The 26,004-nt window shown below is 55.8% G+C and carries 23 protein-coding genes; 16 read left to right on the top strand and 7 right to left on the bottom strand.

The features are described 5' to 3' along the window. Positions 1–23 precede the first annotated feature (23 nt). From dinB to HZS52_RS00465, 6 genes are all read left to right on the top strand, one after another. Positions 24–1,070: a DNA polymerase IV gene (gene dinB, locus HZS52_RS00490; protein ID WP_190373969.1), complete on the top strand. Its 1,047-nt coding sequence runs from the start codon at positions 24–26 to the stop codon at positions 1,068–1,070. A 130-nt stretch (positions 1,071–1,200) separates the two neighbouring features. Continuing rightward, positions 1,201–2,028 carry an alpha/beta fold hydrolase gene (locus tag HZS52_RS00485; RefSeq protein ID WP_022520022.1) on the top strand — a complete coding sequence of 276 codons (828 nt, stop codon included), beginning with the start codon at positions 1,201–1,203 and terminating at the stop codon, positions 2,026–2,028. A 9-nt stretch (positions 2,029–2,037) separates the two neighbouring features. Further along, the gene (locus HZS52_RS00480; protein WP_113268657.1) at positions 2,038–2,286 is read left to right on the top strand and encodes a YkoF family thiamine/hydroxymethylpyrimidine-binding protein; all 249 of its coding nucleotides are present in this window, start codon (positions 2,038–2,040) and stop codon (positions 2,284–2,286) included. Positions 2,287–2,419: 133 nt separating this feature from the next. After that, on the top strand, positions 2,420–3,439 hold the full coding sequence (locus tag HZS52_RS00475; protein ID WP_190373968.1) for a TRAP transporter substrate-binding protein: 1,020 nt from the start codon (positions 2,420–2,422) through the stop codon (positions 3,437–3,439). Further along, on the top strand, positions 3,436–3,948 hold the full coding sequence (locus HZS52_RS00470; RefSeq protein WP_190373967.1) for a TRAP transporter small permease: 513 nt from the start codon (positions 3,436–3,438) through the stop codon (positions 3,946–3,948). The genes HZS52_RS00475 and HZS52_RS00470 overlap by 4 nt, the downstream gene beginning before the upstream one ends. A 25-nt stretch (positions 3,949–3,973) precedes the next feature. Further along, positions 3,974–5,278: a TRAP transporter large permease gene (locus HZS52_RS00465; RefSeq protein ID WP_022520018.1), complete on the top strand. Its 1,305-nt coding sequence runs from the start codon at positions 3,974–3,976 to the stop codon at positions 5,276–5,278. 78 nt (positions 5,279–5,356) lie between these two features. On the opposite strand, the gene gabT is transcribed toward HZS52_RS00465, so the two are convergent. The 6 genes from gabT to csiR all read right to left on the bottom strand — a co-directional run bounded on the left by gabT (position 5,357) and on the right by csiR (position 12,030). Continuing rightward, on the bottom strand, positions 5,357–6,634 hold the full coding sequence (gene gabT, locus HZS52_RS00460; RefSeq protein WP_190373966.1) for a 4-aminobutyrate--2-oxoglutarate transaminase: 1,278 nt from the start codon (positions 6,632–6,634) through the stop codon (positions 5,357–5,359). 94 nt (positions 6,635–6,728) lie between these two features. Beyond that, on the bottom strand, positions 6,729–7,667 hold the full coding sequence (locus tag HZS52_RS00455) for a GGDEF domain-containing protein (protein WP_190373965.1): 939 nt from the start codon (positions 7,665–7,667) through the stop codon (positions 6,729–6,731). Further along, positions 7,654–8,463 carry an EAL domain-containing protein gene (locus HZS52_RS00450; RefSeq protein ID WP_051051935.1) on the bottom strand — a complete coding sequence of 270 codons (810 nt, stop codon included), beginning with the start codon at positions 8,461–8,463 and terminating at the stop codon, positions 7,654–7,656. Before HZS52_RS00450 ends, HZS52_RS00455 begins: the two co-directional genes overlap by 14 nt. A gap of 275 nt (positions 8,464–8,738) precedes the next feature. After that, positions 8,739–9,953: a CaiB/BaiF CoA transferase family protein gene (locus HZS52_RS00445; RefSeq protein ID WP_041157608.1), complete on the bottom strand. Its 1,215-nt coding sequence runs from the start codon at positions 9,951–9,953 to the stop codon at positions 8,739–8,741. A 42-nt stretch (positions 9,954–9,995) separates the two neighbouring features. Continuing rightward, the gene (locus HZS52_RS00440; protein WP_022520013.1) at positions 9,996–11,174 is read right to left on the bottom strand and encodes an acyl-CoA dehydrogenase; all 1,179 of its coding nucleotides are present in this window, start codon (positions 11,172–11,174) and stop codon (positions 9,996–9,998) included. Positions 11,175–11,310: 136 nt separating this feature from the next. Next, positions 11,311–12,030 (bottom strand): DNA-binding transcriptional regulator CsiR, encoded by a 720-nt coding sequence (gene csiR / locus HZS52_RS00435; RefSeq protein WP_190373964.1) that lies wholly within the window; start codon positions 12,028–12,030, stop codon positions 11,311–11,313. 361 nt (positions 12,031–12,391) lie between these two features. Here csiR and HZS52_RS00430 point away from each other — a divergent pair, with 361 nt between their 5' ends. From HZS52_RS00430 to HZS52_RS00420, 3 genes are read left to right on the top strand one after another with little or no spacing between them, the layout of a single operon-like run. Continuing rightward, a complete protein-coding gene (locus HZS52_RS00430; RefSeq protein ID WP_190373963.1) occupies positions 12,392–13,363 on the top strand; it encodes a TAXI family TRAP transporter solute-binding subunit in 972 nt (323 codons plus the stop codon). Positions 13,364–13,409: 46 nt separating this feature from the next. Further along, positions 13,410–13,922 (top strand): DUF1850 domain-containing protein, encoded by a 513-nt coding sequence (locus HZS52_RS00425; RefSeq protein ID WP_009286764.1) that lies wholly within the window; start codon positions 13,410–13,412, stop codon positions 13,920–13,922. Positions 13,923–13,954: 32 nt separating this feature from the next. Continuing rightward, the gene (locus HZS52_RS00420) at positions 13,955–15,973 is read left to right on the top strand and encodes a TRAP transporter permease (RefSeq protein WP_027957370.1); all 2,019 of its coding nucleotides are present in this window, start codon (positions 13,955–13,957) and stop codon (positions 15,971–15,973) included. Positions 15,974–16,107: 134 nt separating this feature from the next. Here HZS52_RS00420 and HZS52_RS00415 read toward each other — a convergent pair whose 3' ends face one another. Continuing rightward, positions 16,108–18,633 (bottom strand): penicillin-binding protein 1A, encoded by a 2,526-nt coding sequence (locus tag HZS52_RS00415; protein ID WP_190373962.1) that lies wholly within the window; start codon positions 18,631–18,633, stop codon positions 16,108–16,110. Positions 18,634–18,835: 202 nt separating this feature from the next. On the opposite strand from HZS52_RS00415, the gene pilM reads away from it, so the two are divergent. From pilM to aroB, 7 genes are read left to right on the top strand one after another with little or no spacing between them, the layout of a single operon-like run. Next, positions 18,836–19,897, top strand: coding sequence for a type IV pilus assembly protein PilM (gene pilM / locus HZS52_RS00410; protein WP_190373961.1), 1,062 nt, complete (start codon positions 18,836–18,838; stop codon positions 19,895–19,897). A gap of 52 nt (positions 19,898–19,949) precedes the next feature. Continuing rightward, entirely contained in the window at positions 19,950–20,522 is a 573-nt protein-coding gene (locus tag HZS52_RS00405; protein ID WP_022520007.1) for a PilN domain-containing protein, read from the top strand. Next, positions 20,519–21,178 (top strand): type IV pilus inner membrane component PilO, encoded by a 660-nt coding sequence (locus HZS52_RS00400; RefSeq protein WP_190373960.1) that lies wholly within the window; start codon positions 20,519–20,521, stop codon positions 21,176–21,178. Before HZS52_RS00405 ends, HZS52_RS00400 begins: the two co-directional genes overlap by 4 nt. Then, positions 21,175–21,741, top strand: coding sequence for a pilus assembly protein PilP (locus tag HZS52_RS00395; RefSeq protein ID WP_009286770.1), 567 nt, complete (start codon positions 21,175–21,177; stop codon positions 21,739–21,741). The genes HZS52_RS00400 and HZS52_RS00395 overlap by 4 nt, the downstream gene beginning before the upstream one ends. 13 nt (positions 21,742–21,754) lie before the next feature. Next, complete coding sequence (locus tag HZS52_RS00390; RefSeq protein WP_190373959.1) at positions 21,755–23,815, top strand: type IV pilus secretin PilQ; 2,061 nt, start codon at positions 21,755–21,757, stop codon at positions 23,813–23,815. After that, complete coding sequence (aroK, locus tag HZS52_RS00385) at positions 23,815–24,393, top strand: shikimate kinase AroK (RefSeq protein WP_009286772.1); 579 nt, start codon at positions 23,815–23,817, stop codon at positions 24,391–24,393. Before HZS52_RS00390 ends, aroK begins: the two co-directional genes overlap by 1 nt. Beyond that, positions 24,390–25,508 carry a 3-dehydroquinate synthase gene (gene aroB, locus HZS52_RS00380; RefSeq protein ID WP_190373958.1) on the top strand — a complete coding sequence of 373 codons (1,119 nt, stop codon included), beginning with the start codon at positions 24,390–24,392 and terminating at the stop codon, positions 25,506–25,508. Before aroK ends, aroB begins: the two co-directional genes overlap by 4 nt. Positions 25,509–26,004 lie beyond the last annotated feature (496 nt).

Raw genomic sequence — 26,004 nt, 5'->3', positions numbered from 1 at the left:
TTTTACAGTTGGAAGGCTAGCCGGTGCGCAAAATCATTCACTGCGACTGTGACTGCTTTTATGCAGCAGTGGAAATGCGCGATAATCCCGCGCTGCGGGATATACCGATTGCGATTGGCGGCAGCGTCAAGCAGCGCGGGGTGGTCGCCACCTGCAACTATCCCGCCCGCGAATTTGGCATTCACTCGGCCATGCCGATGGCTCAGGCACTCAAGCGCTGCCCGCATCTCACCGTGATCCGCGGTGAGATGGCCAAATACAAAGAAGTTGCCCGCCAGGTCTTCGCCATTTATCGCGATGTGACTGAACTGATCGAACCGCTCTCCCTGGATGAGGCCTTTCTGGATGTCTCGGAGGTCACCCAGCATCACGGCAGCGCGACGCTAATGGCTGAAGCGATCCGTGAACGGGTCAGCCGCGAAGTGGGGATCACCGTTTCGGCGGGCGTAGCGCCCAACAAGTTTCTGGCCAAAATTGCCAGCGACTGGAACAAACCCGACGGCCTGTGCGTGATTACGCCGGATAAGGTCGATAGCTTCGTACAACAGTTACCGGTCAAGAAAATCCACGGGGTAGGGCCCCGCACGGCCGAGAAACTGGCGGGGCTGGATATCCACACCTGCGCCGACCTGCGTACCCGCACGCTGACCGACCTGGTCGAGCACTTTGGCCGTTTTGGACGGCGACTGCATGAGCTGAGCTGGGGGCGGGACGAGCGCCCGGTGAAAACCCACCGGGAGCGCAAGTCGGTCAGCACCGAACAGACCTACGCCCAGGATTTACCCAACCTCGATGCCTGCCACCGTGAGCTACCCGCGCTGATCGAAGATTTAGAGCGCCGCTACGCACGGCTTGACCCGCCACTGGCGGTGCGCGGGTTAATCGTAAAAGTGAAGTTCAACGACTTTACCCAAACCACCGTCGAACACGCCGACCCCGCGCCTAACCTGGAGCAGTTTGAAACTCTGCTTAACGTTGGTTGGGCCAGGGGCGAGCGGCCCGTCCGCCTGCTTGGAGTAGGGTATCGACTGGCGGACAACAGCCAGGAGCATCAATTGTCGCTGTTTTAATTAGCCTGCTAATCCTTTTGTCGATTGACGCTCATGCAGGAGCGCGTTAAAACAGATGTATGATAGGCGGCGTAAATAATCATGTTTCACATTAGCCGTCTTCCTGCCTTTTTAACGCGCGAGCCTTGCCATGTCTGCTAATGCTGCCCAACGTCCTCGTTTAGTGTTTGCCCATGCCAATGGTTTTCCGGGCTTAAGCTATCGCAGCCTGCTGAACCCACTGGCAGAGACCTTTGATCTGCACCCTCTGGATCGCTTGGGTCACCACCCTGACTACCCCGTTAATCATAACTGGGGCAACTTGGTGGATGAGCTGCTGAGCTACCTACCCGAGACGGATACGCCGCTTCTGGGCGTGGGGCACTCTTTGGGTGGCACGCTAATGGCCATGGCCGCGGATAAGCAGCCCGAGCGCTTCTGCGGGGTGATTATGCTTGATCCCCCTTTGATGCTGGGGAAGGACGCCTGGGCAATGAAAGCCGCCAAGCGGTTTGGCTTTGTGGATCGAGTTACCCCTGCTGGAAAAACCTTGGGTCGGCGCACCGTGTGGCCGAGTCGCGAAGCGATGGCAAGTTCGCTGGGTCGCCGGGGGCTGTTTCGTCGCTTTACCCCAGAGGCGCTCAACGACTACATTGAAGCAGGGACGCGCTTGCTAAACGATGGCAGTGCAGAACTGACCTTTGATCCTGGTATTGAGGTGGAAATTTTCCGCCACCTGCCGGATCACCTCTCGCGCCTGCCGCAGCGTTTGGGCGTGCCGTTAGAACTGGTGGCGGGCAAAGAGTCCCACCTATTGACCGCTTCACGTATAAAACGCTTGAAGCGTAGAGGGCTATCGGTGAGTGAAGTCCCCGGTACGCATATGTTCCCGATGGAGCATCCGGACGAGACCCGTGCCGCTATTTTGGCTGCCTGGCAGCGTTTATCCAGCGTCCGTCAGCCCCAAAACACAGCGTAAGGAGGCGTTATGTATCTTTCCGTACAGCTTAGCTATTACCCGTTGGCCGATGACTTCAAGCCGGTGGTCAAAGAGGTGGTGAAACGCCTTGAGGCGACAGGATTGGAAGTACACCCGAATCGCATGAGCACCCAGGTATTTGGCGAGTTCGATGCCGTGATGGCAGCGCTAAGCGAGGTGATGAAGTGGTCGTTTGAGACCCATGGCAAAGCGGTCTTCACGGCTAACTTCCTCGAAGGCGATCGTCGGCCACGTTAATCACGCAGCATAGGCAACGCCGCCCACCGGGCGGCGTGTCGTTGTCTGGTCCGTTCGCGTCGCTATGGGACATAAATGGTTCCCAAATGACTGTAGTTTAATCCCTATACCAATCAAAATAGGGGTTAAAAGAATGTTCCATCCTGCTGATTTAAATAATAAATTCCCTCATTCAGGTAAAAAACTTTCGATAGCGCTAGGGGCACTACTCGTCAGTGGCTATGCGCATTCCCAGTCGGTCAGTATGGACTTCTCCAATGAGTATAATGCGTCCTCCATTCATGCTCAGGGCGATGCCTATTTTATTGATAAGCTTGCCGAATTAACCGATGGCGATATTGATATCACGCTGCATACGGGTGGCTCGCTCGGCTTTAATTCCGGTGATCATTTTTATGGCGTGGCCGATGGCGCCGTCGAGATAGCTGATACCCTCTCGGGCACCATGAGCGGCATCGATTCGCTATTTCTACTCTCTTCGCTCCCCTTTATTGTCGACGATGTTGCCGATGCGCGGCGACTTTATGACATAGCGAAACCCTATTACGAAGAGGTGTTCGCCGATAATAACCAGGTGCTGCTGTATGCCTCGCCCTGGCCGCCGAGCGGTATCTGGTCGGAAGACGAGGTCGCGAGCCAGGACGATCTTGAGAGCCTGAAGATTCGCACCTTTGACCGTAACGGTACCGAGACATTTAGAAATGTAGGTGCCTCGCCGGTCAGCCTGTCCTGGGCCGATGTGGTACCCCAACTGGCCACCGGCGGTATCGAGGCGGTGTTAACGTCCGCCGAAGCGGGGGCCAATGCCAGCTTTTGGGAGCACCAGAATTACTTTGCCGGGGTTCAGTACGCCATTCCTCTTAACATGGTGCACATGAATCGCGATGCGTTTGAATCGCTTACCGACGCTCAACAGGATGCGGTCATGGAAGCGGCCAGCCTGACTGACCAACACAACTGGGAAGCGGTTGAAACGCGTACCGAAGAAAACTACCAGACGCTTAGTGAGCACGACGTCGTGATCAGTGATCCCGTCTCGGACGAGTTGCTAACGCCTCTCAAGGAAGCCTCCAGTGGCGTGGTCGAGAGCTGGCTGGAGAATACTGGTGATGACGGCGAGTCGATTCTGAGCGAGTTCCGAGGCGCCGAATGAGGGCGCTCAATGTCATTGAGCGTATCTCTAAACTGCTCAATAGGGTCGGTGCTGTCATTGCCGTGCTGCTCATTATTTATATGCTCGGCCATATCCTGTTAGAGATAGCGCTGAGGCTGTTTGGCCACTCGACGTTTATCCTCGATGAGTATATCGGCTATGCCGTGGCTACGACGTCCTTTTTAGGCCTGCCTTATGTGCTGGAGAAGGGCGGGCTGATCCGTGTCTCTCTGCTTCTGGAACGCTTTCCTGAAACCATGCGCTGGCCGCTGGAGCTATTCAGCAGCTTGGTAACGGCAGGTTGCTTTGTGTGGCTCTCGACCTTCTGGTTTCAGAATGTTCTGCGTAGCTACAGCCGCGGCACCGTCAGTGAAACCATGGCAGAGACGCCTATTTGGCTGCCGGAGAGCGCCATCCTCGTGGGCATGTGGTTAATTTCCATCACGCTGTTAGTCAGAGCCCTAAAAATAATGGCTCTGCGTTCAGGCTACTCGTCTAGCGTCAATTGAAGCAGCGACTAATAGGAAAGGCGTTATGGATATTTTTTGGTCGGCCGTCGGGGTCGGCGTACTGCTGTTGTTCTTTTTGTCGATGGGCACCTGGATTTTTGCATCCATGCTGGCCGTGTCCATTGGCTCGCTTTGGCTGTTTGGCGACTTCGGTGCTGATCGTATCGGTCTGATTTTTTCGCGAATTCTCTATCGTGCCAGTAATAGCTGGGAGTTATCGGCTATCCCGCTGTTTATATTGATGGGCGAGCTGATTTTTCGCTCCAATATTTCCGAGCGGCTTTTCAAAGGGCTGGTGCCGATCACCCGCCATTTGCCGGGCGGTATTCTCCACACCAATGTGCTTGGCTGTACGCTGTTTGCGGCGGTGAGCGGCTCCAGCGCGGCGACGACCGCGACGATTGGCAAAATCACCACCCAGGAGCTGAAAACGAGGGGGTACGATCGTAACCTATCGATCGGTTCGCTGGCGGGCGCCGGTAGCCTGGGGCTGTTGATTCCGCCTTCGATCGTGATGATCGTCTATGGCGTTCAGGCGGAAGTCTCTATTAGCCAGCTGTTCATGGCGGGGGTAGTGCCGGGCCTGTTAATTGCGCTGCTGTATAGCGTGTATATCGGCGCGAGGACCTATTTGTCGCCGTCGTTGGCACCCAAACAGGCGGCGACTGACCAGAGCGTAGGGCAATCCATTCTGCTTCTGCTGCCCGTGCTGGTGTTGATCAGCATCGTGATTGGCTCTATCTATAGCGGTATTGCCACGCCCTCGGAGGCGGCGGCGGTGGGCGTGGCCGCAACGCTGGTGCTGCTTGGCGTCGAGCGCCAGCTTTCGGCGCGGCTGTTTATTGAGGCGTTCAGAGGCACGTTAATCACCAGTATCATGGTGTGCAGCCTGTTGATTACCGCCACGTTGCTCTCCACGGCGATGGGCTACCTGCACCTGCCCCGGGAGCTTGCGGAGTGGATCGCCGCGCAAAACTTTACCCCGATGTCGTTGTTGCTGGCGCTGGCGGTTTTCTATGTGGTGCTGGGGCTTTTCCTGGACGGTATTTCGATCACCGTGATGAGCCTGCCGATTACGCTGCCGATCGTACTGCTGGCGGGGTTCGATCCCATCTGGTTTGGCATCTTCCTGATCATCATGATCGAGCTTGGCCAGATAACGCCGCCGGTCGGATTCAACCTGTTTGTGCTGCAAAGCCTGACAGGGGAAAGCATCAGCCGGGTGGCCCTGGCAGCGCTACCTTTCTTCCTGCTGATGTGCGTGGCGGCCTTGATCATCAGCTTATGGCCGGATATTGCCTTGTGGCTGCCTCGCTTTATGGCGGAATAAGCAGGTTAGGTATCCACACAAGTAAAACCGCCGCCCCAAATTTGGGCGGCGGTTTGGTTCTTGCTGACTAACGCTTAATTACACCAGCGAATCCAGGCAGGACTCAATAATATCCAGGCCTTCATTGAGCACGTCATCTTGAATGGTGACGGGCATCAGGAAGCGGATGGTGTTGCCGTACATGCCGCAGGAAAGCAGGATCAAACCCTCTTCGCGGGCTTTCTTGCATAGCGCGGCCGCTAGTTCTGGGTTAGGCGTATGGTCGGCTTTGTTCGACACCAGTTCAAAGGCAGCCATCGCGCCTATGTTGCGCACGTGGTCGATGCAATCAAACTTATCTGCCCACACGTTGAAGCGCTTGGCCAGCTTGTCGCCCAGGGCCTGGCTCTTCTCCAGAATGTTCTCTTCTTCAAACACTTCCATGACCGCTAGCGCCGCCGCACAGGCAGTGGGGCTGCCGGTGTAGGTGCCGCCCAGCGAGTTAGGGCCTGAAGCGTCCATCACTTTGTCGGTGCCTACGATGGCGGAAATCGGCATACCGTCGGCCATACTCTTGGCCATGGTCATAATGTCCGGCTCAACGCCGCTATGCTCAATGGCAAACATTTTGCCGGTACGGCCAAAGCCTGACTGCACTTCATCGACTATCATCAGCATGCCGTGCTCATCGCAGATTTCGCGAACCTTGGTCAGGAAGCTGGTAGAGGCCGGGTAGAAACCGCCTTCGCCAAGCACCGGTTCGAGCACGATGGCCGCGGTATCTTTGGGGTTGGCATCGGTTTTCAGCGTCATTTTCAGGCCGCGAATGGCTTCGTCTTCGCTAACGCCGTGGTAAGGCACCGGGTAAGGCGCACGGAAAACGGTGCCCGGCATGGGGCCGAAGTCGCTCTGGTAAGGCGCCACCTTGCCGTTCATGGCCATGGTGAAGAAGGTACGGCCGTGGTAGCCGCCATCGAAGCAGATAACGTTAGAACGACCAGTGGCGGCGCGGGCGATCTTGACCGCATTTTCCAGCGCTTCCGCACCCGAGTTGGCCAGCATGACTTTGGCATGGCCACGAACGGGCACGATGTGACTGAGTTTTTCCGCGACTTTCACGTAGCCTTCATAAGGCATGACCGTTTGGCAGGTATGCATCAGCTTATCGAGCTGGGCTTTTACCGCTGCGACCACTTTGGGGTGACGGTGACCTACGTTGAGTACGCCAATGCCGCCTGCGAAGTCGATAAAGCGGTTGCCGTCCGCGTCCCAGATTTCAGCGTTTTCAGCGTGGTCGGCGAACGCCGTTGCGGGGCTTGCAGCGCCAGCAGCGACGTATTTATGTTTTAGCTCGTTTAGTTCGGCATTGCTGCTCATGGCTTACTTCCTAATTGATGAGGATTGATCTTTTAGCATAGTGCTTAATAGGGGTGCCTGATAGGGGCCTGATTGTGAAGTTTAAAAGCGTTGCCTACATGGATGACGAGGCAATGACAACACGGTTGCGCCCCGTCTGTTTAGCTTGGTACATAGCTTTATCAGCACGATCAAGTAGCCGTTTGCCCGAGGCTTCAACGTAGCTGGCAATCCCCGATGAGAGCGTCATCGTTAATTGGTGCTTAGTAAACGTTTGTTGCGCGACGCTTTCACGAATGCGTTCCATGCCTTGGTAGGCTTCTTCAGAATTTACGCCTGGCATAATGATTAAAAACTCTTCACCGCCCAATCGTATGTGCAAATCGGTATCGCGCAGTACAGCACTCACTAATGAGGTGATCTGTTGTAAAACGCTATCGCCCGCGCTGTGCCCATAGGTATCGTTGATCGCTTTGAAGTCATCCAGGTCATAGATCGCGATGCTGAAAGGTGTTCCATACCGCTCGCAGCGCTTGATCTCTTCATCCAGGCGCTGCAAACCGGCACGACGGTTGAGCAGCTCCGTTAGCTCATCGTGGTGAGCCAAATGATCCAAGCGCTCATTAGCCTGCTTGAGCCGCTCTTCTAGCTGTTTGCGCTGGGTAATGTCGATTATGAAAGTGACTTTACGCGGTTCGCCGTCGTCAGCCTCAATACGCGCAGCTTCGGCGATGATGGTGCGTCTTCCGCCGTTTTTGAGAACCACATCCCACTCTTGGCGCAGCTCTTGATCCTCGTTGCCCTGCATAAACTCAGTATGCAGCGCTGATAAAAGCGCATGGTTCTCTTCGGGCACTACGTGGGTAAGGTGCTGGCCTAAAAGCTCTTCATGCCGGTAGCCATAAAATTCACAGTAAGCTGGATTGACCTTTTCAAAGTGACCCGAAGGGGTTGTAATACAGATTCCAATCGGTGCCGCTTTGATGACGTTTTCGGTGTTGCGCTTGGAGCGGTTAAAAAGCTGGTAAAGCTGATCAGGACTAATATCTTGCATCCATCGCTCCTAACTTGTCATGCGCTTCACTTTTTAACCCAGCGAGCAGGGGAGTAATGTCCTGGCCCAGCGAGTTGATGGAAGGCTTCGCAAAGTAGAAACCCTGCTGCTGGACAATGCCAGCCCGTGCTAGCCATAAGGCTTCGGCACGAGTCTCGACACCTTCGGCGATAAGAGTCATATCGAGCTCTTGGGCGAGCAGGATGATCGCGTTTAACAGTGCTTGGCGGCGAAGATCCTTATCGCAGTTCATCACCAGCTCACGATCGATTTTAAGTTTATCGGGGGTTAAGTCAGTGAGCAGATCAAGGTTGGCGTAACCATTGCCAAAGTCGTCAAGCGCCGTTTTAAAGCCCATGGAGCGGTAGGCATTAATAATATTGCACAGGTGTTGCCGGTCGCGGACGCGCTCGGTTTCGGTGATTTCAAAAATAAGCCGATGGGTAGGCCAACCCACCCGTTTTGATACCGCTAACGTTGCCTGGATGCAGGCTTCGGGCTCATAAACGGCGTTAGGCAGAAAGTTGATCGAAAGGTCGGTTTGCATATCCAGTGCGCTGGCCATTTCGATTGCTTTTACCCGGCAGGCCTGATCAAAACGGTAGAGGAGCTCATCAGTCACTTGCGAAATGACGCTCCAAGCGGATTCACCGCACGGCCCACGAACCAGTGCTTCATAGGTGACGATTTGGGCCAGCGATAGATCCACGATTGGCTGAAAGGCCATGGTGAACTCAAAGGGCAAGTCGCCTTCACAGCGTTTGCAACTGCCATTGACGCGTGCGCACTGGCTCATAGCTGCTCCTGAGGGATGGGTGTTGGATGGCGCTGTTAATGCCATAACATTAGATAGATTAATGCCTATAGCCTATGTTGAAGCATTCAACGCTCTTAACTTTAGGTCTTAATATACGTTTTGTATAGCTTTTGTACAACCATGGGTTGCGAAGCATTAGCCAGGTGCCTGCTTCTTGGCTTGCAATATTGGTCTGTTCTTTTGGCTTAAAAAAAGGCGCCAAGTAGGCGCCTAGAGGGAAGTGCATAAATTGAGTGCATAAACCATTAGTGCTATTAAATGATGCCTGCTGCGCGAAGCGCAGTGCGCTGCTCCAAGCTAATGCCTAGCTCTTCCAGCACGCTTTCCGTATGTTGGCCTAAGTGAGGCGGCGCCGTAGTGGCGCTCATTTGGGCACCGTTAAAACGGATAGGGTTAGCGACCAGATCCACCTGACCTGCTTGGTCGTGGGGCAGGGTCTGCTTAAGTCCGCGGGCTTTCACATGGGGGTCGTCGAACACCCGATCCAGCGTATTGATCGGCCCGCAGGGAACGCCTACGGCTTCAAAAGCGGCTAGCCATTCATCAGTGCTGCGCTGGGCCAACGCCGCTTCCAGCTGCGGAACGAGCAGAGCACGATTGTTTACCCTGGCTCCATTGGTGGCAAAGCGTGGATCTTCCGCCAAAGCCGGTAGTGACAGCACCGCGCAAAAACGCTTGAACTGCTCGTCGTTGCCGACAGCCATAATCATATGGCCATCCTGGGTGGCAAACGCCTGATAAGGCACGATGTTGGGGTGAGCGTTACCCAATCGCTGGGGCACATTGCCGGAGGTGAGGTAATTGAGTGCCTGATTGGCGAGTACGCCTACCTGCACATCCATTAATGCCATATCGATATGGCAACCCTCGCCGCTATCACGGCGCTGATAAAGCGCCGCTAAAATTGCATTAGCGGCATATAATCCGGTGAATATATCGGTAAAGGCGACGCCACTTTTTACCGGGCCACCGCCGGGTTCACTGTCGGGCTTGCCAGTTAGGCTCATGATCCCGCCCATGGCTTGGATCATAAAGTCATAACCGGCGCGGTGAGCGTAAGGGCTCTCCTGGCCGAAACCGGTAATCGAACAGTAGATCAACCTAGGGTTGAGCGCCTTTAAGCTGGCGTAATCCAGCCCGTAGCGTTTCAGGCCGCCAACTTTAAAGTTCTCTATCAGCACGTCAGAGTTAGCGACTAGCTGCTTGATCACTGCCTGGCCTTCGGGCTTGGCCATATCGACCGTCAGCGAGCGTTTACCTCGGTTAGCGCACAGGTAGTACGCCGACTCTTCGCTGCCCGCCAGCCAAGGAGGGCCCCAGTGGCGGGTGTCATCGCCGCTACCGGGGCGCTCTACCTTAATCACATCTGCCCCCATATCCGCGAGCATTTGTCCGCACCAAGGCCCGGCCAGTACGCGGGAAATATCGAGTACTTTTATACCGGCCAGTGGTTTGGTTGGCTCGTTCATAGAGGCTCCGTTAATAAATGACAAGTGATCAAGGTGCGGTGATTAAAAGAACGACTGAATGCCTGTCTGGGCGCGACCCAGAATCAGAGCGTGTACATCGTGGGTGCCTTCGTAGGTGTTTACCGACTCCAGATTGACCATATGGCGAATAACACCGTATTCGTCGGAGACGCCGTTACCGCCGTGCATATCGCGAGACTGGCGGGCGATATCCAGCGCTTTGCCGCAGTTGTTGCGCTTGATCAGCGAGACCATTTCCGGTGCCCAGTTGCCGCTATCCATTAGCCGGCCCACCTGCAGGGCTGCCTGCAAGCCAAGGGTGATCTCGGTCTGCATATCGGCGAGCTTTTTCTGGATCAGTTGGTTGGCGGCCAGCGGGCGGCCAAACTGCTTGCGGTCGAGGGTATATTGGCGCGCTGCGTGCCAGCAGAACTCTGCCGTGCCCATCACACCCCAGGCGATGCCGTAGCGGGCTTTGTTGAGGCAGCCGAAGGGGCCTTTCAGGCCACTGACGTTTGGCAGCAGGTTCTCTTCGGGAACAAAGGCGTTATCCAGCACGATCTCACCGGTAATCGATGCGCGCAAAGAGACTTTGCCTTCGATTTTGGGCGTGGTGAAACCTTCGGTGCCGCGCTCGACAATAAAGCCTTTAATCTGATTGTCGTGAGCCGCTGATTTCGCCCATACCACCGCGATATCGGCAATTGGGCTATTGGTGATCCACATTTTTGCGCCAGTCAGGCGGTAGCCGCCGTCGACTTTTTCCGCGCGGGTAATCATGCCACCCGGATCAGAGCCGTGGTCGGGTTCGGTCAAGCCAAAACAGCCAACCATTTCACCGCTGGCAAGCTTAGGCAGGTACTTGTGCTTCTGCTCTTCAGAGCCATAGGTCTCGATGGGGTACATTACCAACGATGACTGCACACTCATGGCCGAACGGTAGCCGGAGTCTACGCGCTCCACTTCGCGGGCAATCAAACCGTAGGCTACGTGGTTAACGCCTGCGCCGCCGTACTCGGGGGAAACGGTGGCGCCCAGCAGGCCAAGCTCACCCATTTCGGTCATGATCTCGCGGTCAAAGCGCTCTTCACGGAAGGCGGTTAGCACGCGGGGCTGAAGGTTTTCCTGGCAGTAGTCGTAGGCCGCATCGCGGATCTGGCGCTCTTCATCGGTGAGCTGTTGTTCCAGAAGTAGCGGGTCGTCCCAGTTGAAATGCGTCATGGCGTAGATTCCTCGGATAGTGGGAAGGAATAGATGCAAAATAGCTTGCAGCCAATGTATCGCCGTTTTTTTAAAATATCTACATTTATTTAAAACGTAGAACTTTGGTCTGGGACGCAGAGCCGAAGCGAAAAGCTCAGCCGATGCCGCGCTCTTGAAGGACGCGGGTAATGATCGGTACGGGGGTCATCAGGTGATCGCGCATCAGGGTGTCGGCTTCAGCGGTATCGCGAGCCAGAATGACATCGACCAGCGCAGTGTGCTCCTGGCGCTTAAGCTCTAGCGCCTGGGGCGACATCACGGTTTCCTGCAACCACAGGTGGCGATAGCGCTCTACTTGGTCAAACAGGGTGTTGCGCATTTGCAGTAGGTGAGGGGAGTTGCAGCCGCTGGCTATGGCGGTATGGAAGGCTTTGTGGCGCTGATCCCAGATGTCGAGCAGGTCGTTGGGGGTGTTGATATCGGTGACTTTGGCCAGCCGATGTGCGGTAGCCAGCACCGTGGCTTCCCAGTCGTCGTCGCCGCGCTCTATAGCCAAGCGCAGGATCAGCCCTTCAAGCTGAGCCCGGGCGTCGTAAATATCGTTGAGTTCGGCCAGCGACATGGGTGCTACCCGGTAGCCGCGCTGGCTGATCGCGACCACAAAGCGGTCAGAGACTAACTGCGATAGCGCTTCCCGTAGCGGCCCGGTGCTGGCGCCGTACTGCTCTTTGAGCCTGCTCATCAGCAGCTTCTGCTCAGGCGCATAGCGGCCACGAATAATGTCGTGCTTGAGTTGGCGGTAAGCACTAATGGCGAGGTTCTGCCGCGGCGCGCCTTTATCCCGACTATTGTCCTCTTTAAAACCGGGCTCCATAGCAGTGTGGCTCCTATCCTGAATCAATAATAACGGTGGGGTGGGCGAAATTGACGGCCATTAACAATAAATAATAACAATTCGGCATAAAATAAGACATTTATGCGGGATTTCAGGATTTTAATAGCTGGCTATTCGATCCAACTGCTGGGCGGTTACACCTTCTGAGGCACTCATGGCTGTATGAGGTAAAGGCACTGCTGCGCTGATAACGCCCTATTAGCATCCAACGCATAAGCCGTGCTAACTTCACCTCCACCGCTTCCGGTTCGTCGTGACGGCAGCCAGAAGCTGGGGCTTCAACACCTCCTTTTTATCGTCAACCATACCTATAAGTCCAAGCAGGACGGAGGAAATGCTCATGAAAACTCTACGCTCTCTATATACCACAGCCGCTGCCGCTTCTATGCTCGCGGTTGCACTTCCAGCAAGCGCTCAACAACTCTCAATCGCGACTGGCGGTACCGGTGGCGTTTACTACCCTATCGGCGGTGGTTTTGCCGAAATGATCAACAACCATATCGAAGGCGCTCAGGCGACTGCTGAAGTGACCGGTGCCTCGGTTGAAAATATGGGCCTGATCATGCGCGGTGACGCGGATCTCGCCCTGGCTCTGGCCGATACGGTCTATCAAGCCTATACCGGCACGGATGATTTTGAAGGCCGCCAGATTGAAAATACTCGCGCACTGGCGTCGGTTTATCCCAACGCGGTACAGCTGGTGACCCTGGCCGAGTCGGATATCGAATCGATTGCTGATCTAGCGGGTAAGCGCGTTTCCGTCGGTGCACCGGGTAGCGGCACCGAGCTGAACGCCCGTGCATTGCTTGAAGCCAATGGCATTAGCTATGAAGACTTCACTCCCCAGCGCCTTAACTTCAACGAAACCGCTGATGCCATTCGCGACGGTGATATCGACGCCGGCTTCTGGAGCGTTGGGCCACCCACCAGCTCGATTCTCAACCTGGCAGCCACCCGCGATATTCGCCTGATTGGCTTGTCTGATGAAGAGGTAGCCAATGCCCAGGAAGAAGAAGCGGTATTTGCTCCCTACCAGCTTGCTGCGGGTATGTACGACGGTATGGACGAAGCCGTTCAGACCATCGGTATCCCCAACGTGCTGGTCGTTAATGCCGATATGGACGAAGAGCTGGCTTATCAACTCACCCAACTGCTGTTTGAAAACACCGATGAGCTGATTGCGGTTCACCCGGCGGCTAACGACACCACCGTTGAGTTCACTATGGAGTCGACCCCCGTGCCGCTGCACCCGGGCGCACTGCGCTATTTCGAAGAAGTCGGTGCTGAAATCCCGGATCGTCTGCGTCCTTAATCGTGTAATGATATTTTCATAATCAGATTGCCATGAGGACATTGCCATGCAGTGGCAGCGACGACTGATGGCGCTACTGATTGCATGTTGTCCGTTCGCCGAAGTGGGGGCTTCCCCCGCTTCGGCGTCGGCGTTTATGCGCCTAGCCGTGGTGACCGAACAAGGCGACACGCTAGTGGATGAAGCGGTGCCGGCTGACGGTCGCTGGTGTATTAAGTGGCAGCACTCCGTTGAACATTTCACGGTGCTGGACTGCTATCGTAATGTAGCGGGCGTCATGCAATTAGAGCGTAGCCATCAACCCGATTTCGCCGCAGGGCTTGGGCATATTTTTGGCCGCGGCGAGCAGGTATCAGACGGTGAGGGCGGTTACTGGATTAATGCCATTAACGAGCCTGTAGCCAATAACCGTTATGTGTTGAGGGTAGGTTCACCGGCTGTTAATCATCGTGTGGTGTGGCCTGGCGGTGAGCATGCGCCAGTGAGCCTCAGTGAGCACGCCGCTGGACAACGCGTGACCATTCAGTTGATAGACCCTCACGCATCCCCGCGTGAATAAAAACGACATTAGTTAACGCTTCCGAGGACTTCATGAGCGAATCCAATCAGCCGTCGAGCGTGGTGCCTGGCGGTAATGTGATTCAACCCCGCATGGTGCTGTGGTCGATCACCATTGTGGCGGTGGGTCTTTCCCTGTTTCAGCTCTACTCTGCCGGTATTCAGCCCTTAGGGCTTTTTTATCAGCGCAGTATTCACCTGGCACTGATTATGGTGCTGGCATTTCTAATGTTTCCAGCCTTTGGGCCCACTCGCAAACGTGGTGTATTGGGCTGGGGGCTTGATCTAGTGTTTTTTGCCGGGGCGATTCTCACCGGTGGTTACTTGGTACTCAACCTGGATGAGATTTTTAGCCGTGCGGGTTTTTGGAACAGTACCGATATTCTGGTTGCCTGTATTGCTACGGTGACGGTACTGGAAGCCAGCCGTCGCGCGGTAGGTTTTGGTATGACCGTGATTGGCCTCTTGGCGATTGTGTATGCCTTTGCGGGGCCGCGGGGCGAGCTGCCGTGGCTTGGCGAGTGGATGCCGGGCATTCTTGAGCACCGCGGATACACCATTGATCGAGTTGCCGGTCAACTCTACTTGGGGCAAGAGGGTATTTTCGGCCTGCCGCTAGGCGTTGCGGCGACCTATATCTTTATTTTTGTCCTCTTTGGTGCTTTTTTGGAGTGCACCGGGGCGGGTAAATTCTTTATCGATATGGCCTATGCGGCGACCGGCCGCCAGCGTGGCGGGCCAGCCAAGGCGGCGGTATTGGCGTCGGCGGGCATGGGCTCGATTTCTGGCAGCGCGATTGCCAACGTGGTCACCACCGGTGCTTTTACCATTCCATTGATGAAGCGGCTGGGCTACAAAGCCAAGCAGGCAGGTGGTATCGAAGCGGCGGCCTCGACCGGCGGGCAAATCATGCCGCCGTTAATGGGGGCCGGGGCGTTCCTGATTGCTGAGTACACCAATACGCCGTACCTGGACATCGTCAAGGTCAGTATCCTGCCAGCGATCATGTATTTCGCGACGGTGTACCTGTTTGTGCATATCATCGCTCTCAAGCAGGGCATGCAGGGGCTACCCAAGGATGAACTGCCGCAGATGCGCCAGGTCATGAAGGATGGCTGGCACTTCCTGCTGCCGTTGGCGGTGCTGGTCTGGCTGCTGGCGATGAGTATGTCGCCCATGCGGGTAGGCTACTACGCAGTGATCACCATTTTGGCGGTAGCGGTATTGCGCTATGTGCTGTGGTTCTTCTTTGTGGCGCCCAGGCAGGGCCAGCCAGTGACCGCAACGGCCGTTAAAGACGTGGTACGTACAGGCTTTGCCAAGCTGATCGAGGGCTTGGAACTAGGTGCTCGCAATGCGGTAGCGGTTTCCATGGCCTGTGCAGTCGCCGGGATTATCGTTGGGGTAGTGGGTTTAACCGGCTTGGGACTGAAATTCTCTTCCATGATGCTGGCTTTCTCTGGCGGCAACCTGGTATTGGCGCTGGTGATGGTACTGTTGGCAAGCTTAGTACTGGGGATGGGGCTGCCCGTTACCGCCAGCTATATCGTGCTCATCGTCCTCGTCGGCCCTGCACTGACAGCCGAGTTTGGTGTGCCGCTGCTGGTCGCCCACCTGGTCGTGTTCTGGTACTCCCAGGATTCCAATGTGACGCCTCCCATCGCCTTGGCAGGCTTTGCCGGGGCGGCGATTGCGGGCAGTAAGCCGATGGAAACCAGCTTTCAGGCGTGGAAGTTTGCCAAAGGGCTCTACCTGATCCCACTGTTTATGGTCTTCAACCCTGAGATTATCATTGGTGGCCCGGTGCCGGTGGTCATCTGGAATGGAGTGATTGCCATTCTGGCATTAGGTGCCTTTGCCGCGGCGCTGGAAGGCTATCTGTTTACCAAAATGTCGTGGCTACCGCGCATCGCGATTACCGCCGCGATCTTTGGGGTGTTCTATCCCAATCTGATGACCGAAATTGCTGGTGTCGCGGTCATGATCGTCGCCATTGGCGCTAACTGGTTGGCCAGTAAGCGCGAAGTACCTGCGACCCCCGTTAGTGGTTAAACGTTAGGCGACCCTATATACAGACCCAAAGGTAGCCAGTAACAGAAAAGGCCCGGAGAGATAATCTCCGGGCCTTTTGCTTGGTGGGCCTTTTGTTTGGTGTGCTACAGGATTGGCTGGTTTAGAAGATCGAGTTAGAAGATCGACTCAGCGGTGCCTGAACCCTCAGAACCACTGGCTTCTTCCAGCTCGCGGCTAATGCGGCGCTGCTGGTAATCCGGCAAGTGATCCTGGTGGAACAGCTCGGTAATCCCGCCAGACTGGCCATCTGCTAAGCGTTGGCCGGAGTCAGGGTCAACGCGAGCGGTGACCACCGTTGCTGGACGTTCAGGCACGGCGTTCGGCGTACCTTCCAGGGCATCCCCCATGAATTCTACCCAGATAGGAAGCGCGGCCTGAGCCCCATATTCAGAAATGGTCTCGTTGCTGTCCTTACCGACCCAAACCGTAGTCACCAAGTTGCTGTTGAAGCCCGCAAACCAGGCGTCACGCTGGCTGTTGGTGGTGCCAGTTTTACCGACGATATCCTCACGGTTAAGGCTCAGCGCACCGCGGCCAGTGCCCGAGGTGATAACGTCACGCAGCATATCGCGTAGAATGTAGACAGCGGCCGGGTCGGCTACCCGTTTGGCGACCGGGTATTCGCGGCCATCAATTTCCACCGTCTCCTGGTCTTCGGCACAGCTGGGGCAGGCAACCTGCGGCGTGGCTTCATCAATCAGCTCATTGTCGTCGTCACGGGTAACCCGCTCAATAAACCAGGGCGACACCTGGAAACCACCGTTGGCGAGCACCGCGTAAGCGTTGGTCATTTCCATCGGCGTTAAGCTCGCGCTGCCTAGCGCTAATGATAAGCCACGAGGGAGCTGGGCGGGAGAGAAGCCGAAGCCCTCCAAAAAGTTAATCGTGTAATCCAGCCCCATGGTTTGTAGAACGCGAATAGTGACCAGGTTGCGCGAACGGGCAAGGGCTGGACGTAAGCGCATAGGGCCTTGGAAGTCACGGCTGGAGTTGACCGGCCGCCACAATGAGTTACTGCCATCGTCGAGCACCACGGGCGAATCATTAACGACGCTGGCGGCGTTCATCTCTCCATCCTCAAGGGCCGCTAAGTAAATAAACGGCTTGAAGATAGAGCCTGATTGGCGTCGTGCCTGTACAGCACGATTGAACTTGCTGGCGTTAAAGTCGAAACCGCCCTGGAGTGCCAGGATAGCACCCGTTTGAGGGTCTTGAGCGACCAGCGAGCCTTCGGTATCCGGCTGTTGAGAGAGGCGTAGCGAACCGTCTTCATTCTCAATGACGCGCACCATATCACCCCGTACAGCAATCTCCTCAGCCGAGCTGGGTGCAGCTCCGCGGCTCCGCGGACTCAGGTAAGGGCGTGCCCAGTTCAAACCTTCCCAGCCGATCGTCTGTAGACCATCGTTGCGAGTTAGCACCTGCATTTCGCGGCCGCTACTTTCTACCACGATGGCGGGTTGAAGCAGGCCATAATTGGGCGTGCGCTCAAGCACCTGAACCCAGTTGCTGACGTCACCCTCGATCCCTTCGACTTCCGTTTGGCTGCGCTGGGCGGCTTGGCGTGCGGTTTGGCGAATTTCGGGAGACTCAGAAAGCTCCTCCTCCAGGCCTTGGGTCGCGGTTTGCTCCTGGGCCTCGACAAGGCTTGCCGCGATCTCACGCTGCTCCGGCCCGCGCCAGCCATGGCGAAGGTCATAGGCCGTCAGGCCGTTGGCCAGCGCTTGGCGGGCAAAGGGCTGCAGCTCGCTATCAATCGTAGTGTAAATACGATAGCCACCGGTGTAAGCGTCATCGCCAAAGCGTTCCACGGCATACTGACGTGCCATTTCGGAGACATAGGCGGCATCGACTTCAGCTTGGGTATAGTGGCGGCGGGCCGTTACAGGATCCTGAACCGCTGTCTGATAGGTGGCATCATCGATGTAGCCGAGTTCGCGCATACGGAACAGAATCCAGTTGCGACGAATCAGCGAACGCTCGGAGTTAGCCAGCGGGTTAAAGGCAGAAGGTGCCTTGGGCAGCCCCGCAATCATGGCCGTTTGCGCTAGGCTAAGCTCGGCGAGGGGCTTGTCGTAATAGGTTTCGGCGGCGGCAGCGATACCGTAGGCGCGATTGCCCAGGAAAATCTTGTTCACGTAAAGTTCGAAGATTTCCTCTTTATCGAGTATCTGCTCCATTTGTAGTGCCAGCAGGATTTCACGAATTTTACGCGTAAACGTCTGATCGAGTGTCAGCATATAGTTACGCGCGACCTGCATGGTGATCGTCGAGCCGCCCGATTGGATATCGCCACTCATCGCAAGTTGAACCACCGCCCGCGCCAGGCCCCGCGGGTCGACACCGGCGTGGTCAAAATAGCTGGCATCTTCGGCGGCGATCAAGGCATTGATCATATCCTGCGGAATTTCATCAAAATTGATCGCCATGCGGCGCTCTTCGCCGAACTCGCCAATCAATTTACCGTCTTGGGTGAAAATACGTAGCGGTGTGTGCAGTTCGAAGTCCTGCAGTTGGCGAACGTCGGGCAGCCCTGGGGCAAAGTAAATGGCGGCCCCCACCACGGCTAAGGCGGTGGCGCCCACCAACGAGACGATGAGAAAAAACAGCGACACAATAAGGGTTCGAAGAAACGTCATGTACGAAGAGCACCCTGGGAAGAATGAAAAGATCGGCATCTAAACGGCCGTATCATGCAATTGGCAGCCATTATAGGAACCTGAAGCGGCGGCCACCAGTGTTGATATGCGCTAAGTGGGTTCGCGTGTGACGGAACTAAAAATCATGTAACCTCAAATCACATGTGAAAACGGGCGACAAGCAGGTGGAGCCAGACCCAATATGCGCTTTCTAAAACCTGGTAAAGGGTTGATTGGCGTCGATATTACCTCGGCGACCGTCAAGCTGCTTGAGCTAAAACAATGCCACGATAATTACCAGGTAGAAAGCTATGCCGTGCGACCACTTCGCGAAGGGGCGGTTGTGGAGCGTCGAATTCGCGATATCGATGGCGTTGCCAGTGTGCTTAGTCGTGCAGTAGAACACGCTAAACCCTCTACCCGTAAAGCTGCAGTGGCTGTTCCCGCTAGCGCCGCGATTACCAAAACGCTGAGCTTCCCTATCGGGTTAAGCGATGAGGAGATCGAAGAGCGCATCGTGGCCGAATCCGACCGCCATATTCCATTTCCGTTCAATGAAGTGGCATTTGATTTTGAGTGCCTTGGCCCTGCGCCCTTTGACGATGAGCACCAGCAGGTAGTGTTGGTCGCCTGTCGGCAGCAGGATGTGACGCAGCTCATCGACACGCTAGAACGGGCAGGTTTAAAGCCTGCGGCAGTGGACGTGGAGACCTTCGCCATGGAGCGTTCACTTGCCGAGCTGCGGCGCCAGCTTAAGGTGGAGAATGACCCTACCGCCTGTGTTGGTCTGGTGGACATTGGTGCCAATATGAATGCTTTCCACGTCGTCCGCGGCGGGCATATCGTTTATACCCGCGATACGCTGTTTGGCGGCCGTCAGCTCACCGATGCGATTCGCGACCGCTACGATTTAAGCATGGAGGAAGCGGGTTTCGCCAAAGAGCGCGGCGTGCTACCCGATGATTACCATGAGCGTGTTCTCAACCCTTTTTTGGAAACCGTGGTGCAGCAGGTGGGGCGCTCCCTGCAGCTCTATTACACCGCCGGGCGTCAGCAAGAAGTGCAACACATCGTATTAGCGGGCGGTTCGAGTGTGATTCCAGGGCTTGCCGAGCGCATTGCTGAAGATAGCGGTATGTCGGTGACCATTGCCAACCCCTTCCAGAGCATGCGGATGAACAAGCGCTTGAACCTTCAGGCGTTGACTAGCGATGCCCCAGCGATGCTTACCGCGGGTGGCTTGGCCATGAGGGTAAGTCAATGAGACATGGTCAATGAGACATGGTCAATGAGACATGGTCAATAAGAGTTAACCAATGAGCATGACGATTAATCTTCTGCCCTGGCGGGAAGCGCAGCGTGAACGGCGAACCCGCAAATTCTACGTCGTGGTGGCGGGCATGTTGGTGGTGGGTGTAGTACTGGGCCTGCTGGTCGCGCATTTTTACCAGCTCAAGCTGGCAGCCCAGCAGCAACGTAATGCTTACATTAGTAACCACATTGAGCGTCTTAATGCCGATATCGAGAGCGTCTCACGCTACTCCAGCGAAGCCGAGCGTTTAGGCGAGCAGATCGCGGTGTTTCAGGCGCTGCAGACCGAGCGAACGGATGCTGTGCAGCTGTTTAATGATGTGGCAGAGAGCGTGGCCAATGGCGTCATTTATCAACGCTTATCGAAGAGCGGGAATAACGTCAGTGTTACTGCGGTGGCAGGCAGTGATCGCCAGGTTTCCGAGCAACTGCGCCGCATTGCCGCTCTACCGGGGTTGGCTGTGCCCTCGCTATTGGCGGTAGAGAGTGAGCAAAACGGCTCAGGCCGAGTATTTCGTTTTGATGTGGAACAGACCACCGCAGCGCTGCCGCAAGGCGTTGAGGAGGCGCTTCCATGACGCTTAACCGCGAGCAGTGGGCTATTGAGTGGCAGCACCTGTGGGATGTCGACTGGCGGGATCTAGACGTTAAAGAGGCCGGCGGCTGGCCGTGGCTATTAAAAGTGCTGTGCTGCTGCTTGGCGCTGCTGGCAGCATTGAGCGTCATGCTGTGGCTAGTGGTGAGTGAACAGCGCGAGGCCTTGATGGTCGCCCAGCGCCAAGAAGCCAGGCTGCTGAGCGAATACCGCAGCAAAGCCTCGCAAGCGGCCTTCCTGCCGGAAATGCGCGATCAGTTGGCGACTCTGGAAGGGCAGGTGGGGCGCTTGCGTACCATGCTCCCTACCGATGCAGAAATCCCCTCGCTGCTGGATAGCATTAGCGATGCCGCCGCCGATAACCGCCTGACCATTGAAACGATTCGGCTGCGCCCAGCGCAAGCCCAGGCCCATTATGTCGAGCAGCCGCTGGATATACAGGTGCGTGGCGGCTATCACCAGTTAGCGCGCTTTAGTGCCGATATCGCCTCGCTACCCCGCATGGTGACCCAGCACGATTTTAACCTGGAACCCGCCGATGGCCGCGGCGAAGCGCTGCGTCTTTCGCTTTTGGCCCGCACCTACCGCTATGTGGAGGAGAGCGACCAAACCTCCACAGAGGGGGCGCAGGCGCCATGAGAGCTGAACAACTGCTTTTTGTAGCAACAAGAAGGGCAACCTCGGCCGTCACCTTGACGGTCTCCGCGGTGGTGCTCACCGGCTGTGCAGACGCCGACTTGGCTCAGCTTGAAGGCACGCTGGCCGATATTCGTCAGTCCCCTGGCGGGCAACCGCCGGTTATGGCTGTCGCGCTGCCCGAAAACCAAGATTTATCCTACTTGTATAGCGACGGGCGTAGCCCTTTTTTGCCTCCCGACGAGATTGCTCAGGATAGCGCTGATCGAGGCGAAGTTGCGCTCGCTCCCGACCGGCAGCGCGCGCCAGAGCCGCTGGAGCGCTTCTCACTGCAAGAGCTGCGATTGGTCGGTACCATGCGTATGGGAGAGCGACAAGTGGCGTTGATTGCATCGCCGGATGGCAACGTGACCAGCGTCAAAGAGGGTAACTATATGGGCACCGACTATGGGCGTATCGCCCAGATCAACGCCCAAGAAATACGCGTTAACGAACGGGTGTTCACTCAGCCTGAAGGGTGGCAGGAGCGGCAAGTGTCACTAGTCATCAACGAAAACAGCGAGTAAGCGGATACATCTCATGGCAGTTACAGCTTGGCGAATCACTCTCTACATGGCCATGGCCGCACTATGCTTACTGTTGCCCTCATTGGCAGCTGCCTCGGTGCTGACCGGTATTGAGGTTCAACCCGCTAAGAACGGTGGAACCCATCTTGACCTGCGTTTTACCGGTGATATGCCTGAACTACGCAGCTACCGTTTAGATTCTCCTCCCCGAGTGACGCTGGATTTGGCAGCAACCCAAAGTGGTCTCACTGATCGGCGCATCAACGTTAATCGTAATGGTATCGAACAGATTACCGCGCTGGAGGGCAATGGCCGCATGCGTTTGGTGGTCAATCTGAGCGAGTCGCAGGCGTTCACATCACGGGTAATGGATGATCGCCTACGCATTACCTTTGCTTCAGGTGCCAGCCGCTTGCCTAGCCCTTCGCCCAGCATCGCTTCAGCGGGGCTTGAAACCGATGAAGGGCCGCAGGTTGAGAATATTGACTTTCGTCGCGGTGCAGATGGTGCCGGACGGTTGATAGTCACCTTTGATCGCGAAGGCGTCGAGGCGAACGTGCGGGAAGGTGGTCCCGATCAAGTGATGGTGGATCTGCGCGATGTGGCGATTCCAGACTCGCTTAACCAAATCTACGATGTCACCGATTTCGCCACTCCCATAACACGGATTACGCCCCGCACCAGCCAGGACGCCACCCAGTTAGCGATCGCCACGCAGGGTGCTTATGCGATGATCTCCACGCAAAGTGGCCGCACGCTTACTGTGGAAGTCCAGCCCGCCAGTCAGGAGGTGCAACCCGCCCAGGCGGCAGTTGAACGCTTCACTGGCGAACGGTTGAGTCTTAATTTTCAGGATATAGAAGTACGCTCGGTGCTAGTGAAGCTGGCCGAATTCACCGGGCTAAATTTAGTCGCCAGCGATAGCGTATCGGGGCGTGTAACGCTCAATTTAAATGATGTGCCCTGGGATCAGGCGCTCGAACTGATTTTGCAAAGTAAGGGGCTATCGAGTCGTGAACAGGGCAATGTGATCTTGGTCGCGCCCGCGAGTGAACTGGCCGATTTGGAACGCCAGGAACTAGAGGCACGCAATCAGCGCGAAACGCTCTCGCCGTTGGTCACCGAGTTTATCGAGATCAAGTATGCGCGGGCCAAAGATTTAGCTCAGTTGCTACGCGGAGGTGGCGATGACGGCTTTGGTTTGCTCACCGATCGGGGGCGCGTCAGCATTGATAACCGCACCAATACGCTGCTGGTGCAAGATACCGCTGATCAAGTGCGTGATATTGCCCGCACCATTGACCGCCTGGATGTGGCTGTTCGGCAGGTACAGATTGAGGCACGCATTGTCATTGCAAGGGACACTGCTTCCCGTGAATTGGGAGTTAACTGGGGTATGTCGAGTACCCGCGGCTTTCAGGAGGGGGAAGACGGCACCTTCAGCCGACGCGATATCAACCCCGATGGCATCAACCGGTCACAGGGCGGCCTGGCTGTGGATTTAGGTGCTGCCACTGGGCCGGGCACCGGTTTTAGCTTTGGCTACTTATCTGGTGATATCCTGTTGGATTTGGAGCTGCGCGCACTGGAAAGCGAAGGGAAAAGCCAGACTATTTCTCAGCCCAGAATTATTACCGCCAATCAACGTACCGCCAAAATTAGCCAGGGTGAAGAGCGTGCCTTTCAGAGTGTGGATGGCAACGACAACCTGGATACCGAATTCAAAGAAGCCGAGCTTTCATTGGAAGTCACCCCGCAGATTACCCCGGATAACCGCATTATTATGGATCTGGTGATTAAAAATGACAGTTTTCGTGAATCGGAGTTTGGCGGTGAACCGCCGATTGATACCAACCAGATTGAGACCCAAGTGCTGGTAGATAACGGCCAAACGGTGGTGTTAGGCGGAATTTTGACCACCGAAGAGCTGCGCCAAATCGCCAAAACACCGCTTTTGGGTGACATTCCTTTGCTCGGTAGACTGTTTCGCTATACCGAAGAGAGCAATGAAAAGGTAGAGTTGTTAGTCTTTATTACTCCACGACTCCTAGACGATGGCTTAACGGTTCGCTGATGCAGGATTTACCCAATTTATTTCTCATAGGCCCCATGGGGGCTGGCAAAAGCACCATTGGTCGCCTATTGGCGGCCGAGCTTGCGCGCCCGTTTTACGACAGTGACCACGCCATCCAAGACCGCTGCGGGGCAGATATCCCGTGGATTTTTGATGTCGAGGGCGAGCAGGGCTTTCGCCTGCGGGAAATTCATATGATTGATGAGCTAACCCGGCTCTCTCCGGTCGTCGTCGCCACTGGCGGCGGTGCGGTGCTGCGCGAAGAGAATCGCCGCGCACTTCGCGAGCGTGGCACGGTGGTTTATCTGCTGACCACCGTCGACCAGCAGCTCAAACGGACAGCGAAAGATCGCAACCGGCCACTGCTGCAGTGCGCCAACCGCGAGCAGGTGCTCAACGATATGTTTGCCCAGCGCGACCCGCTCTATCGCGCCACCTCGGATATTGCCGTGCGCACCGACCGGCGCAGCCCGCGAGCGGTGGTCAATGAAATTCTGCGCCGGGTGCATCGGCTGGTGGATCCACTCGAGCCCTCATCATCGTCGGCTAAAACGCTTAACCATAAGGTATCGCCATGAACTCGACAGCCAGCTCGCAACGCACCCTTCATGTTGCTTTAGACGAGCGCAGCTATCCGATTCATATTGGCACCGAGCTGATAGGGCGTGCCGATATGCTAACGCCCTATCTGGCCGGCCAGCAGGTGATGGTCGTCACTAACGAGACTATCGCGCCGCTCTACCTGGACAAGCTTTGCGCTAGCCTGCCGGATCATCTGGAAGTGCGCACGGTCATACTCCCCGATGGCGAGCAATACAAAACCATCGAACAGGTAAGCCGTATTTGGGACGCGCTGCTAGAGGCCGGTTTTAACCGCCGCTGCACGCTAATTGCTTTAGGCGGTGGAGTGATCGGCGATATGGTCGGCTACGCCGCCGCTTCCTATCAGCGAGGTGTAGCGTTTATCCAAGTGCCCACCACGCTGCTTTCCCAGGTGGATTCGTCGGTGGGGGGTAAAACCGGCGTTAACCATCCGCTGGGGAAAAACATGATTGGCGCCTTCTGGCAGCCCAAAGCGGTGCTGGTGGATATTGATACGCTCAAGAGTCTGCCCCGTCGCGAACTCTCCGCCGGGCTGGCCGAGGTTATCAAGTACGGCCTGATCCGCGACGAAGCGTTTTTAAGCTGGCTGGAAGCCAACATGCCCGCACTACTTGATGTGGAGCCTGAGGTCGTCGCAGACGCCATTGCGCGCAGTTGCCAAATCAAAGCAGACATTGTTGCCGAAGATGAGACGGAACAGGGCGTCCGCGCGCTGCTCAACCTGGGCCACACCTTTGGTCATGCCATTGAGGCGCATCAGGGCTACGGCAACTGGCTACACGGCGAAGCCGTGGGCGCTGGCATGGCCATGGCGGCAACGCTTTCCCGACGCTTGGGCTGGCTCACCGATGCGGCGCTAGCACGCAGCCTGGCGGTGATCGAGAGCGCCGAGCTACCGTTGGCGGCACCGGCGAATATGACCAGCGATGACTTTTTAACCCGCATGCGGCTGGATAAGAAAAATATCGATACGCGGCTGCGCTTGGTGCTGCTTAACGCCCTGGGCGATGCTTGTGTTAGCGATGCCACGCCCGTTGATGTCCTTCGCACGCTGCTCGATGATTACCCGCGCTGTCCAGTGGAAAAGTAATCCTTTCACAAGCTAGTCATTTCAAAACTTATTCATTTCAAAACCTGGCCAGCTATATCCTACCCGCCCAATGGATCGCTCCTTACGTAGAGTGGTTTTCATTGGGCGGTTTTTTTATTCGCTTGGCTGCATCATGAGCCCATTTGTCGAACGCTGTTTTATATAATCCGTATGCCTTATGCGCTATCGGCATGGGTTTGTGAGCGCTATTTAGACTAAAGTTTAATGGAAAATAAAAAGCGTTAAAATAGCGTTTTACCTTGTTACAAGTGGTTGAAGTATATGTATTTTTTCCTTGAATGAGGATGCAAATACAGGATTTGAAAAGAGTTTCTCTAACAATGTGGGCGCCAAGAGATTGCGCAAAGTGGCTAGCAATCGCTATGCTGACCGGCCATTTTGTTGCGGCAGCGAACTTGGGAAGTACCCCATTCTGGGCAGGTTATAAGCACTATAAAAAAAAGCGAAACCGTCCTTTATACCATAAGCACGCTGC

This window comes from Vreelandella titanicae, assembly GCF_014697095.1.
Lineage (GTDB): Bacteria > Pseudomonadota > Gammaproteobacteria > Pseudomonadales > Halomonadaceae > Vreelandella > Vreelandella titanicae.
Note: the sequence above shows the minus strand (reverse complement) of the source record. Positions and strands in the feature narration are given on the sequence as shown.